15 protein-coding genes are annotated in these 14,044 nt (G+C 58.9%); 4 read left to right on the forward strand and 11 right to left on the reverse strand.

Annotated elements, in window-relative coordinates; translation table 11 throughout:
* Positions 1-284: 284 nt before the first annotated feature.
* Both FH061_RS30735 and FH061_RS27115 read right to left on the reverse strand, forming a co-directional pair.
* Positions 285-455 (reverse strand): hypothetical protein, encoded by a 171-nt coding sequence (locus FH061_RS30735; protein ID WP_192805278.1) that lies wholly within the window; start codon positions 453-455, stop codon positions 285-287.
* A gap of 192 nt (positions 456-647) precedes the next feature.
* Positions 648-926, reverse strand: a complete 279-nt coding sequence (locus FH061_RS27115) for a hypothetical protein (RefSeq protein WP_192805279.1) — start codon at positions 924-926, stop codon at positions 648-650.
* Positions 927-1,171: 245 nt separating this feature from the next.
* On the opposite strand from FH061_RS27115, the gene FH061_RS27120 reads away from it, so the two are divergent.
* The gene (locus tag FH061_RS27120) at positions 1,172-1,468 is read left to right on the forward strand and encodes a hypothetical protein (RefSeq protein WP_151638957.1); all 297 of its coding nucleotides are present in this window, start codon (positions 1,172-1,174) and stop codon (positions 1,466-1,468) included.
* 266 nt (positions 1,469-1,734) lie between these two features.
* Here FH061_RS27120 and arsH read toward each other — a convergent pair whose 3' ends face one another.
* From arsH to FH061_RS27160, 7 genes are all read right to left on the reverse strand, one after another.
* The gene (arsH, locus tag FH061_RS27125) at positions 1,735-2,493 is read right to left on the reverse strand and encodes an arsenical resistance protein ArsH (RefSeq protein WP_151638958.1); all 759 of its coding nucleotides are present in this window, start codon (positions 2,491-2,493) and stop codon (positions 1,735-1,737) included.
* On the reverse strand, positions 2,486-2,917 hold the full coding sequence (gene arsC / locus FH061_RS27130; protein WP_151638959.1) for an arsenate reductase (glutaredoxin): 432 nt from the start codon (positions 2,915-2,917) through the stop codon (positions 2,486-2,488). The genes arsH and arsC overlap by 8 nt, the downstream gene beginning before the upstream one ends.
* A 4-nt stretch (positions 2,918-2,921) precedes the next feature.
* Positions 2,922-3,992 (reverse strand): ACR3 family arsenite efflux transporter, encoded by a 1,071-nt coding sequence (gene arsB, locus FH061_RS27135; RefSeq protein ID WP_151638960.1) that lies wholly within the window; start codon positions 3,990-3,992, stop codon positions 2,922-2,924.
* Positions 3,993-4,073: 81 nt separating this feature from the next.
* Positions 4,074-4,583, reverse strand: coding sequence for an arsenate reductase ArsC (locus tag FH061_RS27140; protein ID WP_151638961.1), 510 nt, complete (start codon positions 4,581-4,583; stop codon positions 4,074-4,076).
* A 166-nt stretch (positions 4,584-4,749) separates the two neighbouring features.
* Positions 4,750-5,259 (reverse strand): ArsI/CadI family heavy metal resistance metalloenzyme, encoded by a 510-nt coding sequence (locus FH061_RS27145; protein WP_151638962.1) that lies wholly within the window; start codon positions 5,257-5,259, stop codon positions 4,750-4,752.
* The gene (locus FH061_RS27150; RefSeq protein WP_151638992.1) at positions 5,256-5,594 is read right to left on the reverse strand and encodes an ArsR/SmtB family transcription factor; all 339 of its coding nucleotides are present in this window, start codon (positions 5,592-5,594) and stop codon (positions 5,256-5,258) included. Before FH061_RS27150 ends, FH061_RS27145 begins: the two co-directional genes overlap by 4 nt.
* 695 nt (positions 5,595-6,289) lie before the next feature.
* Positions 6,290-6,556 carry a hypothetical protein gene (locus FH061_RS27160; RefSeq protein ID WP_151638964.1) on the reverse strand — a complete coding sequence of 89 codons (267 nt, stop codon included), beginning with the start codon at positions 6,554-6,556 and terminating at the stop codon, positions 6,290-6,292.
* On the opposite strand from FH061_RS27160, the gene FH061_RS27165 reads away from it, so the two are divergent.
* Positions 6,555-7,832: a HupA family protein gene (locus FH061_RS27165; RefSeq protein WP_151638965.1), complete on the forward strand. Its 1,278-nt coding sequence runs from the start codon at positions 6,555-6,557 to the stop codon at positions 7,830-7,832. The two genes, FH061_RS27160 and FH061_RS27165, sit on opposite strands and share 2 nt — an antisense overlap.
* Positions 7,833-7,962: 130 nt before the next feature.
* Here the strand turns inward: FH061_RS27165 and hfq are convergent, their stop codons facing one another.
* Entirely contained in the window at positions 7,963-8,367 is a 405-nt protein-coding gene (hfq, locus tag FH061_RS31680; protein WP_151638966.1) for an RNA chaperone Hfq, read from the reverse strand.
* Between the two features lie 402 nt (positions 8,368-8,769).
* Between hfq and FH061_RS27175 the strand changes: the two genes are divergently transcribed.
* Positions 8,770-10,020, forward strand: coding sequence for a sensor domain-containing phosphodiesterase (locus tag FH061_RS27175; protein ID WP_225984918.1), 1,251 nt, complete (start codon positions 8,770-8,772; stop codon positions 10,018-10,020).
* 385 nt (positions 10,021-10,405) lie between these two features.
* Here the strand turns inward: FH061_RS27175 and FH061_RS27180 are convergent, their stop codons facing one another.
* Positions 10,406-12,151: a tannase/feruloyl esterase family alpha/beta hydrolase gene (locus FH061_RS27180; protein ID WP_225984919.1), complete on the reverse strand. Its 1,746-nt coding sequence runs from the start codon at positions 12,149-12,151 to the stop codon at positions 10,406-10,408.
* A 325-nt stretch (positions 12,152-12,476) separates the two neighbouring features.
* On the opposite strand from FH061_RS27180, the gene FH061_RS27185 reads away from it, so the two are divergent.
* On the forward strand, positions 12,477-13,685 hold the full coding sequence (locus FH061_RS27185; RefSeq protein WP_151638995.1) for an ABC transporter substrate-binding protein: 1,209 nt from the start codon (positions 12,477-12,479) through the stop codon (positions 13,683-13,685).
* Positions 13,686-14,044 lie beyond the last annotated feature (359 nt).

Here is a 14,044-nt window from a genome sequence, read left to right on the forward strand (position 1 = left end):
TTGATTCTCGGAATTAGTGCTCGAAGTCGTCGTTATGGATCCGGCCCGGAAAGTAGCTTGGGCCGGATTCCCTTACCCCGGCCCTCTCCTGAACTTAGAGCGAGAGGCGAGCGATCCGAAAAATGCAGCATTTTTCGGGCCGAGTCCATAGATGCTGATGGAATTGTTGATTCCATGGGAAGAGCATCAGGGATGGTGCGAGCCGGCACATGGCTGTGCTCAGGCCGGCTCGGTTCACTTCAGAACGTATCGGATATGTCCGGCAATTACCGGCTTATCCGGCGTCAGGTGGTCTTGGCCGTACCTTGTTCAGTGCCGGAAGCCTGAACATTGGTCGACTGTTTTGCCTGCTCCGTACGGGTCTTGCCGGGAGCGATGCGCTTGGTGTTTCTGAATTCACTGTACTTGGTGCCGGCTTTGTCAGCGGGATACTTGTTTTTTACGTTTTTTGCCATGAAATTTCCTTTGGTAAATGCGAAGTTTGCGGTGTGGACGAGTCAAGCGTCAAAGCTCTTAGTCCGTTCACCCAACAATAAGGTTTCATGGTTGGCACTGCTGAAACCGGATTTCTCACACAAGGATTTCGGGAGTGGTTGCGTCGGTGCAACCACTCGTTTCGATGCGGCCCTTTGCTGGCCATACGCTGCTTATTTATCGCGTGCCGGGGTCACGTCGATGTTTGGTACCGTGACAGTGCGTTCTTCCTTTTTAACCGTTGGCACTTCCACTGTCTTTTCCTCCTGGCGGACAGCGACTTCCGGTGTCTTGACATCATATTCGGGCAGTTTGACGTTTCCCTGCTGAGTTTTTTCGATCTCGTATTTAGGAACCGTGACATTACCCTCTGCGGTCTTGCGAACGTCACAGGCGGCCAAGGTAAATGCCAGCGAGGAAATCATTGCGATGCTCAAGGTCTTGTTCAACATGGTGGGCTCCTTAAAAGGTTTCTTTTATGTCCTTCATTCTTCCGCATTCTTACGACCCCGTTCGAGACACCAAGTTGTTGTGATTTTGTTATGCATCGTAACCATCGTGAGCAATTGTTAATGCCTCGTCATCTGATAAGTTTCCAGAAACGTCTATTTACAGTTTTTCCATTGAGTGCGGAACGAACAACCTTGATCGCTGGCCTATCGCGTTATGTATCAAGTTAATGTTAAGGAGGATATTTATGAAAAAGACGTTATTGGCCATGCTTTCTTTCTCTGCAGCCGCCGCATTCGCTCAAGGCACACCGGCGGAAGTCAAGGCGCAAGGAAAGGTAGACCAGGAAACCATCAAGGCGCATGAGCGCGTCAACAAGGCACTGAACAAGGAAGCGCAGGCCAATGTGGAGGCTGATGCACAGGCCGACAAGAAAAAGCTGAAGGCGCACCAGAAAACGCAGAAAGAAGTTCATGATGCGGCTGCCGATGTGGCTAAGGCGCAGAACAAGGCGGAGGTAAAGGCAGCGAAGGAAACTAGATAAGTCTGCTGCGGCATCGTTGCGCAAGACATTTATTGCGGCACCTGCAAGCGTAGGCGTACCGCAATGACATGGGATTGTTGCGGCTGCTTCAGCCTTCGCCGAAATTCAGCATGATCACTGCCATCCCCGGACTTCAAGCGCCCTGTTCGCGTTTGAAGTCCGGTTGCTCGGTGCAATGCAAGGACCGGATTGTAAAAGCTCGCCAGGCAGGAGAAAGATGCAGTCGTCGACCAGAGCACTGCATTCAAGCATTGAATCCGATGTTTTCATTCGAGTTCGTCGTCGGTCTCGTCAGGCAAGTTTTCATGCGTCATTGCAGCCGCGGCAAGGGCGGCGGCAGCCGGCAATGCTTCCTTACGCTCGCTGTAGCGGCTGGTCAAGTAATCGGACCTGTCCCTTACCAGCAGTGTAAACTTGTACAGCTCTTCCATGACATCAACGAGGCGTTCATAGTACGGCGACGGCTTCATGCGGCCATCGCTGTCGAACTCCTGATATGCCTTTGCCACCGATGACTGGTTCGGTATGGTTACCATCCGCATCCATCGTCCAAGAACCCGCAGTTGATTGACCGCATTGAACGACTGGGAACCTCCTGAAACCTGCATGACTGCGAGCGTTCGTCCCTGCGTTGGGCGGATGCTTCCGATTTCCAAGGGCAACCAGTCGATTTGCGACTTGAATACCCCGGTCATGGCGCCGTGACGCTCCGGGCTGCACCATACCTGGCCCTCCGACCATGCGGAGAGACTACGCAGCTCCTGCACCTTCGGGTGGTCCGGCGGGCAGCTGTCCACCATGGGAAGTCCGTGCGGATCAAATACACGGGTTTCGGCGCCGAATTGCCGCAGCAGCCGTTCGGCTTCCAGCGTAAGAAGCCGGCTATAGGAGGTTGCCCGCAGCGACCCGTACAGCAGCAGGATGCGCGGCGGGTGCGTCGCCCTCTCGGCCGCATCCAGTTTCTCGGTCGTGGGAAGGTCCAGATGCCTGGCACTGACATTGGGAAGATTGGACAAATCAGCCATTGTTGTTGGCCCTCATGCCTGCAGCATCAATGACCACTTCCCCGTCTTCCTTGCTGAACGGGCCTTTCTGCGGAAACGGCAGGATGTCGAGCACCGCTTCCGATGGCCGGCAGAGACGAACACCCAGCGGCGTCACCACTAGCGGCCGGTTGATGAGAATTGGATTGGCCAGCATTGCGTCGAGCAGCTGCTCGTCTGTCAGGGCGGGATCGTCCAATGCAAGCTCGGCATAAGGTGTTCCCTTTTTCCGGATGACATCGCGCACTGTCAAACCGGCTTCCGCAATCATGTTCTTCAGTTCCCCGCGGCTCGGCGGGCTTTTCAGATATTCGATGATCTGCGGCTCGACGCCGGCATTGCGGATGAGCGCCAGCGTATTCCGGGAGGTGCCGCAATCGGGATTGTGATAGATCTTGATGTTCATGGTGTCATGCCTTTGCCTCGTACCAGCGTTGGGAGCGGTTGACGACGCCAACCACCAGCAGCATCACCGGCACTTCGATTAGAACGCCGACGACTGTCGCCAGGGCAGCGCCGGACTGGAATCCGAACAGGCTGATCGCGGTCGCTACGGCCAGCTCGAAGAAGTTTGATGCGCCGATGAGACTGGATGGACCGGCGACGCAGTGCGCAACACCCAGCTTTCGATTCAGCAGATAGGCAAGGCCCGAGTTGAAGAACACCTGAATCAGGATCGGTACCGACAGAATGGCGATGACTATCGGCTGCTCGGTGATTGCCTTGCCCTGGAAAGCAAACAGGAGCACAAGGGTCAGCAGCAGAGCGGAGATCGAGAATGGGCCGAGTTTTCCTACCGCGCGCTCCAGATGACCGGGCCCCTTGGCCAGCAAGGATTTCCTGATCAGCTGCGCGAGAATGACCGGTACGATGATGTACAGGCCCACCGAAGTCATCAGGGTATCCCACGGCACGCTGATGGACGACAGGCCCAGCAGAAGCGCAACCAGCGGCGCAAACGCCACAATCATGATCGCATCGTTCAGCGCCACCTGCGACAGGGTGAAATACGGGTCGCCCTTGCAGAGCTGGCTCCAGACAAAGACCATCGCCGTACACGGCGCGGCGGCAAGCAGAATGAGACCTGCGATATAGCTGTCGAGCTGATCGGCGGGAAGCCATGCGGCAAATACATGTCGCACGAATATCCAGCCAAGCAGCGCCATCGAGAACGGTTTGACAAGCCAGTTGATGAACAGCGTGACACCAATACCGCGCCAATGGCCTTTCACCTGCGCGAGTGCCGCAAAGTCGATCTTGATAAGCATCGGGACAATCATCACCCAGATAAGAATGCCGACCGGGACATTCACCTGCGCGATTTCGAGCTGCGCGATGGCTTGGAAGACCGATGGAAATATTTTGCCGACAATGATCCCGGCCAGAATGCAAAGAGCGACCCAGACGGTAAGGTAACGTTCGAAGAAGCCGATCGCCGGAATGGCACCTCCGGCAACGGCGGTGGTATGCGTAGTAGTCATCGCGAAAATATAGATAAAAAACCGCCGCGCGCCTGTCGGCCGGCGACAGAGGAACAGCTGGTAGAAAAGCAGGCTGGCGACTCAGGCGGGGTTAACCGGCGTATCGCCAATCTTCTTGACTTCCTGATGAATGGCGTGTTTTTCAAGCATGTGCAGCGGGAGACTGACGAATGCATTCATCCTGGACACGATCTGCTTGAAAATCTTTTCGAAGGCGGCACGCTTCTCGTCGTCCGAACCTTCGGCTGCCGCCGGGTCTTCGAAGCCCCAGTGCGCGGTAGCGGGATGGCCCGGCCAGATCGGACAAACCTCTCCTGCGGCGTTGTCGCAAACGGTAATGATGAAATCCATGCGGGGCGCATCGGGAGCCGCAAACTCGTCCCAGCTCTTGCTACGGAGCTGGTCGACCGGGTATCCGGTTTTTTCTACCTGTTCAATGGCAAACGGGTTAACCTTGCCGCCCGGCTTGCTGCCGGCGCTGAAGCCCCTGAAGCGGCCGTGGCCCATGGTCGTCACGAGTGCCTCGGCCATGATGGAGCGGGCGGAATTGCCCGTGCAAAGAAACAATACGTTGAAGGTCTTCTCAGTCATCGTTTTTCGGGATCTTGCTGCTCAAGTTGATGGTTGATACCAATCCCACGTCATAACGCGCCAAATGAGATTGCGGGATTTATTTCGGCTTCGGCTGACGGAGCTGGCAGCAGGGGCCACGCAAGGCCGGCATGCCGGGTTGAAGCGTAGCCATGGCCTAGCAGGCTTAACAGCAGTTACCGGAAGCGCTCTTCGCGCTCGGAACACAGCAGGATGCGTCTGCCGAGAGCTCGATCCTGGGTTTGGCGAGCGGCACGCAGCATGGCTCGGTGCTGCCCTCGGTAGCGGCGGTCTTGTCTGGCTCACCGAATACCGGAATGCTGTCAAGCGTATGGAAAGTCTCCCATGCGATGCCGGAGGGATCATTTACCCAATACTTGTCCGACTTCGCATAGCAGCAGGCCACGCCTTCTTCCTTCTCCACATCCGGCTGCAGGGCGCCGAGGCGGCACTGCATATCACCCAATTCAGCAGCCGATTCGACCTGTATGCCGAGGTGGTTCAGTCCGGTTACTGCACCACGCCGGGAGATGGCGAAATTCACGCTCGGGTCGTCGAGCATCCACTTTGCATAGTCGCTCTTTACCACGGCAGGTTCGGCAGCAAACATCCCCGAATAGAACTTGATGCTGTCGGCCAGATTGGCAACGGAGACATGTACGTGCAGGCGTTTCATGAGCAGGCTCCTTCGTTAGAGCAATTGGAAACGCGGACAGGCGAACAAACATTCCCGCCGCAGCAGTTCTCGGTCAGAAATCCGAGGACACCGTTCATGACCTCGAAATTGGCCGCGTAAATAAGCGAGCGCCCTTCCCTGGTCTGAGTCACCAGGCTTGCATGCAGCAACTCCTTCAAGTGGAACGAGAGCAAGGATGGCGCAATGCCGACTCCCTCGGCGATCTGCGTCGCCGCCAGCCCCTTGGGACCGGCTTGGACAAGCAGGCGGAAGACTGCGAGCCGGGTCTCCTGCGCAAGCGCGGCAAGCGCACCGATGACGTCTTTGGATTCCATTTCAATGTTCGTTGAATTATTTAATTCAATGATAGTTGAACTATCGAGGAAAGCAAAGCTTTTTTGAGAAGTAGAGGATGGCCGATCAAGCGTGTCGCCGGCGCAGGTAAACAGCTTGATGCCCTGGTTGTGGCGCATCGGACACGATAGGAAGCAGATTGACAGGGGTCAAGTGTTAAATAATCGGCAATAGTAGAGTGTGAGGAAATTTTTATCAGGGAGTTGCTTTTGAAATCGAATCGCCACGGGCGTGTGCCCGGTCTCGTCTTATTGATGATCAGCGGACTGAGTGGATGTGGAGGAGGCGGAGCTGATTCGGCTCAACAAGCCTCTTCATCATCGCTTGCGCCGGAGACTTTCGTGGAAACCTGGACGAAGTGCGCGGATGAATACGGCACATGCGCCGTGCCCGGTACTACACAGGTTCGCTATGGCCTCAACGGCACCTACGCGACATTGCAGGCAAGCGGCTCGATCGGCTGCAACAATGAAGTGTTTGGCGATCCCTTGCCGGGCGCGGATAAGATTTGCGAGTACCAGACACTGACTCCGTCGCCTGCACCAGCACCTTCGCCGACTCCTGCTCCTGCTCCTGCTCCTGCTCCTGCTCCCGCGCCAGCTCCTAGTCCAACCGTATGGACCAAGTGCGCTGACGAGTATGGCACCTGCACCTTCACTGGTACGACGCAGGTACGTTACGGATTGGGCGGAACATATTCAGTGCGCACCGCCACCGGATCAATCGGCTGCAATAACGAGACATTCGGAGATCCGCTGCCGGGTGCGGACAAGATCTGCGAATACGCGTCATCGGCGCCATCGCCATCGCCATCGCCATCGCCATCGCCATCGCCGGCACCGGCACCAGCGCCCACGCCCACGCCGTCACCAACACCATCCCCAAGTCCCGCACCGTCGTCCGGACTTCCTGCGGCTGTGCCATCATCGGTGCCGATGACCATGTCCTGCGTGGGCGGCTCCGCGGTGCAGTGCAGCGGTCCGAGCGTGATCAGACTTGAAAACGGTATTGCACTGACGAGTTCCGGCGTGCAGGTGTATGGCAAATCCACAAGTGACCTGGTAAAGCCCATCGCCAATCCGGCAGGTGCTTATGGACTGGCGCCGGCGTCCGGCGGCGTGGCGGAAATCCGTGTGAGCAAGTCCAGCGACGGCACGATTTCCGCTCCGGCGGTCCTGCTGAGCAACCTCGGCATTTCCTGGGATCGCAAGGTCGAACGGCCAATCATCATTGAAACATTCACTCCCACTGCCGGCCGCGTGACACGCGACGCCAGCGGCGCGCTGGTGTTCGGATCGCTCCCGCCCAGCAGCGATCTGGCTTACTATGATTTCGGCACGAAGGGTCCGGCCGGCACGCAACTGAACTATGCGAACAACCGGTACTTCCCGCGCAGCGGCAATCCCTCGCGCTGTTCGGCGGACATGAACCCGTGTCCCACGACGGAAACCAGCGGCATTCAATTTCAGACGGGCAACTGGCGTACCGGCGGCATCAATCCGGACATCGCCACGGCAAGCCGTCTGCACGGTGACGGTGACGTACATGCGGGAGACGGGCCGCCCGATGCCAACGGCAATCCGACAATCCTGGAGGGCGGAAGCGGTATCGGCGTACCCTTCCCCGGTTCCAAGGGATACCGCCACTTCTCCAACTGGGGCTATCAATACGGAAACCTCGGCGCCTGGGTGACCCAGGATACGGTAGACATTGTGGAATGGACGGGCGGTCCCGGGACCGATGAGCACAACCAGAGCCGCAGCGGTATGGTTGCTTACGGAAACGTAACTCCTCCCGTATCGATCCCCGCCAGCGGAACCGCGACCTATTACGGTTTTGCCTATGGCTGGTACGCGCCCAATGCCACATCGGAAGTTTCGTTCTACTACGGACTTGCCACCGTCAGCGTCAACTTCAGTACCCGGCAGGCTACGGTATCCATCCAGAACACGCAAACCTATGATGCGGCAGCCACACCGGTGCCGGCGACCATCAATGCGGCGACTTACATGGGCGCCAGCGGCAGCAATGTCGCGAACTACCTGACCGCATCAACCAGCAACGGCACCCTGAGCGGCGGGGTCAGCGGGCGCTATTTCGGACCGGTTGTCTCGGGCGGCGTGAGCGGCGCGAGCCCGGCCGAACTGGGCGGTGCCTACACGCTGACGAACAGCAGCGGCGCGACCGTAGTTGGCGGCTTCCTCGCTCGGCGGCAATAGCGAGATCCGGGCAAGACTCATTCACCGATCCGGGTGCCCCGGGCCTGGCCCTGCATTTCATTGTGCAGGGCCACCGACGCCAAAGAATAGGACACTTTCCTTGCGCAGCGGCGGGTCGGACTTTCCAGTCTCACTCTTCGGGCTTGACCAGCCGGCGCGTCACCTTGCGACGAATGACCGGCACGGTCGAGGATCCCGGCTCGCTGCGCGCGGCGGCAGGTGCTTCGTACGGACGGCTCTTCGGCTTGAGGCCTTCCTTGGGCGCGGGCATCATGGTCGCTACCGTATGTTTGTAGACCAGTTGCAGATTGTGCCCCTGCCTGAGAAGAATGGAATGCTGATCGAATGATTCGAGGACACCAGTCTGTTTCATTCCGTTCATCAGATAAATCACGATCGACATGCGCCGTTTGCGCAAATCATTGAGATAAGGGCCCTGCAAGCCGTCTTTTTTACCGCTGTCCATAATGTCAAGTAAGTTGGGTCGGGATGGTGCTCGTGCGGCATTGGAAGCAAGCGCAGGGCAAGCGTGCATACTGGATTTGGCAAGTCATGCCGATGTCATTCGCATAGCCATCATGTCGGTGCGAACGATATGAATCCGAACATCCGAAGCCTGCAGGCATTGCATCCTTTTTTGAAAAAAACTTCCACAATGCCAAATCCGCCGGTACGGACCGGTTTCCGTTTGCTCCGCTTGCTGGTGAAAAGGCTCAAATGTAATCACTATGCCTCCCTGCCGTCAGCTTTTATTTTTGGATAACACGCATTCGACTTGAGAATAACACTGGTCCGCAAAGAATGTACGGGGAAATCCTGTTGTGCGCATGCCGGCAGCGTAAATCCCGCTTCGGATCGGGGCGGATTGCGTACAGAGAGGACACGAACCTTTCCTTGCCATTGTGCTCTTAGTCGGGTTGAACCAAGGGAGAAAATATTGTTATTGTCAGACCTGCTACTCGAAGGCGTAATATCGGAAAACAAGCCTCACGATACTTCCTTGTCGCAGATGCTCGCGGCCATCCGGCGGCACCTGAAAATGGATGTCGCCTTCATTTCCGAATTTTCCAGCGGAAACCGGGTATTCCGCCAGGTTGATCCGCAAACACCGGATAACCCGGTACAACTAGGTGCCGGCGACCCGCTGGAAACATCCTTTTGCCAGCGTGTCGTTGACGGACGCTTGCCCGAGCTCATTCCCGACGCACGCCTGAATCCGGTCGCCGCGGCATTGCCGCCGACCCACGCGCTTCCGGTGGGTGCGCATCTGAGCGTTCCGATTCGCATGGAAGACGGCAGCGTCTACGGCACATTCTGCTGTTTCAGCCATGCGGCCGACGATACGCTGGATGAGCGCGACCTCAGCATGATGCGCGTATTTGCCGACGTGGCCGGGGAACTGATCGAGCGCGAACGCAAGGCGACGCGTCGGCGCGAGGAAATCAGTTCCAGGTTGCAGGCGGCCCTGCACGACGACGGACTCGCCATCGTCTACCAGCCAATCTATGACCTCGTTCAGCACAAGGTGGTCGGGTTTGAGGCATTGTCGCGTTTCATCTCCGGACCGGAGCGCCCGCCGGATATCTGGTTCAGCGAAGCCAATGAGATCGGCCTTGGCGCCGAACTCGAGGCACGCGCGGTACGGATGGGATTGCAGGGACTGACGGACCTGCCGGCCGATGTTTATGTTTCTGTCAACATGTCGCCCGAACACATACTCGAAGGAACGATGGACCAGTTCTTCAAGGGAAAATCGCTCCACCGGGTCATGCTCGAAATCACGGAGCATGCTGTCGTCGAACACTATGATGACCTGGTCAGGAAAATACGCCCTTACCGCGACCGCGGGCTGAAGGTCGCAGTGGACGACGCCGGCGCCGGCTATTCCAGCTTCCGCCACATCCTTCACTTGATGCCGGATCGGATCAAGCTCGACATGAGCCTGACCCGCAATATCGACGGCGATACCTCGCGCCGTGCACTGGCTGCGGCGTTCGCCCGCTTTTCCGAAGAAACCGGCTCCTCCATTGTTGCCGAGGGCGTCGAGACGGCCGCCGAAATGCACACGCTCCAGGCCCTGGGCGTGACACGGATTCAGGGATTCTATATTGGCCGCCCGGTATCATTGCCGGCCGCGGTCCAGCTATGTGCCGCCGATCCGGCCAATGGCATCGGCAAGCTGCATTGAAGCCTGCCTCGACTGCCGCATCCGCAGCCTTGGCCAAGGCGTCTGATCATGAACGCGTGGAGCGGCCTGCCGGCATGAAGAACGCTCGCCCCGTTTACGGAGAGGCTTGAAACACCCGGCGCACTAAAAGTGCCGGCTTGGTCAGCACACCTTGAACCCGCCCCGAGCTACGGCGCGGCGTGGCCCGGCATCCGGCAAGCGGTAGATCGCGTTGGTCTCGCAAGCGCAACGCCTGTGTAGCAAAGCCAGGCCCCACCTTCCCCGAAGGGAAAGGGCGAGGACATCGCCAGCTTATCGACGATGGCCGGATGAGGTCCGGGAAAAATCCTTCGGACCGCACCGGCCACCAAGCGTACAGGCCCTTCCTCAGGCCTCGTTCCGCAGTCTATTGCGTGGCGCAGGTATAGCTCTGCGCGACATTGACATCCCCGCTGCCGCGATACTTCGGCCAGCTGGGATAGTCGCAGAGCGGCCGCGTGCGTCCCGGTACGCCGGCCGTGTCCGCCACCGTCTGGTTGGGCGGTGCGACGCCTTTCTCCACCCAGTTCTCGAGCGTCGTCAGCGAATCCCAGGCAGCATTGAAGACGCTGCTGGCGGCATGGCCGTATCCCGGAATCTCGTAATAGCGCATGAAGCTGTCCACTCTGGCGGCGCCCATTGCATTGCGCAGCCTGTCGTAGTACTGCTGGGTTGCGCGGGTGCTGACCAGCGCGTCATGCGAGCCGTGAGCCATCAGGATCTTGCCGCCCTTGTTCAGGAATGGCGACAGGTCCGTCTTGTTGGCGTCCTGAATGCCGGTCAGTTCGACAATGCGCGCCTGCCATGGTCCCGGGTTTTGCGGATCCAGCGCGAGCGAATTGAAGTTCGGGTCGCGCGTGACGAAGTACTTCACCCATTGATCCCAGAAGGTGCTGCCGTATGGCGGACTTGTCGTTGCCGTCACCGGCGGCATCGGATTGGCCGGCTGATCGGTGCCGAGCGACAGCGTCAGCACGGTCGGCTGCAGCGGGCTGGTGCCGGGAATGCCGAAGTCCGTTCCCCAGGTATTGAAGCCCGGATACGTGGTCTCGCCGCTGGCCAGCGCATAGTTGAGCACAATCGGCGTATTCATGACATTGAACGCAGCGATCTGGGCATCCGACAGGCAGGTATCTCCGGTGTCGAGACCATCCGGACAGCGCAGCGGCGCGCCGTTCAGCGTCGCGGTCGCCAGGTTGAAGGTGGCATTGCACTGGCTGACATTGCTGATCAGGCCGTCCCGCACGCCGTCCAGGCCGTCGCAGGCTTCCATCGAGGCGTCATACATCAGCTTGCGCTCGGCGCGGTTCGGGTAGGCGCCCGGCTTGGCAAGTTCGCGCGTGATACGCCCGAACTGCAGATCGAGGGCTGCCGCGTTCCAGGCGGGATACAGAACGATGGCGCCGTCGAAATCCTGCGGCCAGTTCTGTACTGCAAGCAGCGCTTCCCGGCCGCCGGTCGAGCCGCCGGCGAAATAGGTTTTCTGTACCGTGTCGGTCGCATAACGCGCCTTGATGATCGCCATCGCCGCATCCCGCGTTTTCTTCAATGCGTCGCCGGAGAAGTTGCGCAAGGCTTCATTGTTGGCGCCGAAGCTGCCGTCGCGGCTGCCGGCGGCATTGGCCTGATGGCCGGAATCGCTGCCGAAGGTCGCATAGCCGCGCCCCAGCGGCACGGGCTGGTTGGCCGGGCCGGCCGGGACATTGCCGATGCCGGTGGCGATGGTGCCGTTGTATCCGCCGCCGCCGAACATCATTGCCTTGCTGTTCCAGGTTGTGGGCAGATTGACCTGAAACTTGATCTTCGGCGCCGTCGGGTCGACCGGGTTGATGTCGCCCTGCACCCGGCAATATTCGCCGACAGCCGTGGCGCCGGTGCCGGCGGCAGGCACGACCTGGGTACTGGTCACCGTCGCGCCGGTGGTCGGCAGACCGATCGACGCCGCCGGGATATTCATGCCGTTCAGCTGCGCGCAGGTCATGGGCGCCTGCGTCGACGCCGCCGGCGCCGCAACCGGACCGTCGTCGCTGCCGCCGCATGCCGCAAGCACTCCTGCCGCCATCACTGCGGCCGTGACCGGCGCTAACAGTGACTGTCCTTTGTCTATCCTCATGTCTCACTCCTTTGTATGGAACATTACGCAAGCCTGTCCGATGCGGACTTGCATCGTCCATCCGCAGCCTGCGTGCGTTCCTGTGATTTCGCCGATGTTTAACTGCCGTATGCCGCCGGCGCTGCTGGCGGGTTCAGTATAAGTAGACTGCCCCCAATCTCCGTGCCGGACGCGATTTGGTACTGACAAATATCAATGCACTCACCGCAGGCCCCGGCCAATACTGCCTATGCCCCTGCCGCCGGCAGCCAGGAAATGCAAAGTCTGGAGCCCCAACCGCGCAGCCGGGCAGGAGACATACATACCCATAAGGAGAGAGACAATGATGAACAAGACAAGCGTCGTGGCAGCGGTAAGCGCCGCCATCGCCATGTGGACCGCCCTTCCCGCCCAGGCTCAGGTATCCGGCGATGTCGTCAAGGTAGGCTTGATTACCGACATGTCGGGCCTGTATGCCGACATCGATGGCGCGGGCGGCGCCGAAGCCGTCAAGATGGCCATTGCCGATTTCGGCGGCAAGGTACTGGGCAAGCCGATCGAGTTCGTTTCGGCCGACCACCAGAACAAGGCCGATATCGCCGCCTCAAAGGCGCGGGAATGGTTCGACCAGCAGGGAGTGGACATGCTGCTGGGCGGTTCGAACTCCGGAGCCGGCCTTGCGATGGCCAAGATCGCGGCGGAAAAGAAGCGTCCTTACATCAACATCGGCGGCGCCACTGCCCGCCTGACGAATGAAGACTGCACGCCCTACACGGTGCACTATGCCTACGACACGGTGGCCCTGGCCAATGGCACCGGTTCGGCCATCGTCAAGCAGGGAGGCAAGAACTGGTTCTTCCTCACCGCCGACTATGCCTTCGGCGCATCGCTGGAAAGAGACACTGCCGAAGTGGTGAAAGCCGCCGGCGGCACTATCGTCGGCAGCGTCAAGCATCCGCTCTCGGCCTCGGACTTCTCTTCCTTCCTGCTGCAGGCGCAGACATCCAAGGCGCAGATACTCGGGCTGGCCAACGCCGGCGGCGATACCATCAATTCGATCAAGGCCGCCAATGAATTCGGCATCACCAAGAGCATGAAGCTTGCGGGCCTGCTCATGTTCATCAACGACGTACATGCGCTGGGACTGAACCTGACCAAGGGCATGTACCTGACCGACGGCTGGTATTGGGACCAGAGCGAAGAATCCCGCCAGTGGGCGCGGCGCTTCTTCGGCGTGATGAAGAAAATGCCGTCGATGATCCAGGCCGCGGACTATTCGGCGACGATGCATTACCTCAATGCGGTCAAGGCCGCGGGCACGGATGATCCTGACAAGGTGATGGCCCAGATGAAGAAAATGAAGGTCAACGACTTCTTTGCGAAGAATGGCGAGATCCGCGCGGATGGCCGCATGGTGCACGACATGTATCTGATGCAGGTGAAGGAGCCGTCGGAGTCCAAGTATCCATGGGACTACTACAAGGTAGTGCAGACCATTCCCGGCGAACAAGCCTTTACCACCAAGGCGCAGAGCAAGTGCTCGCTATGGAAATGATCTGAGGAGGTAAACAGCACGGCTCGGCATGGCGTTCAATCGCGCGCCTTGCTGCGCCGCGCAACGCGGGCGGCGATGCATGCCGCTCGAAATGCTTGTACGGATGCGCAGCGGTGCCCGGGAGCGCGGCGGTGCCGGCAATAAAAAACACCCCGTCCGGCATCCCGGCCCGCCTCGCGGCTGTCGGCGCCGATGCGCTCGACAGGGTGTGAAACCGCGTATGCCATTGGCCGATGAGCTTGGCGACTGCCATGCGCATCGGCCTTATCCTCGCCATGCATATCGGTTGCGTGTGCAGGGAGTACGCGGATATTAAAGTCTCTTTCAAATGCAGAGGGCAAACAATAAATGTTTGTCAT

It is taken from the genome of Noviherbaspirillum aerium (genome assembly GCF_008929045.1).
In the GTDB taxonomy this organism is placed as follows: Bacteria; Pseudomonadota; Gammaproteobacteria; order Burkholderiales; family Burkholderiaceae_D; genus Noviherbaspirillum; species Noviherbaspirillum aerium.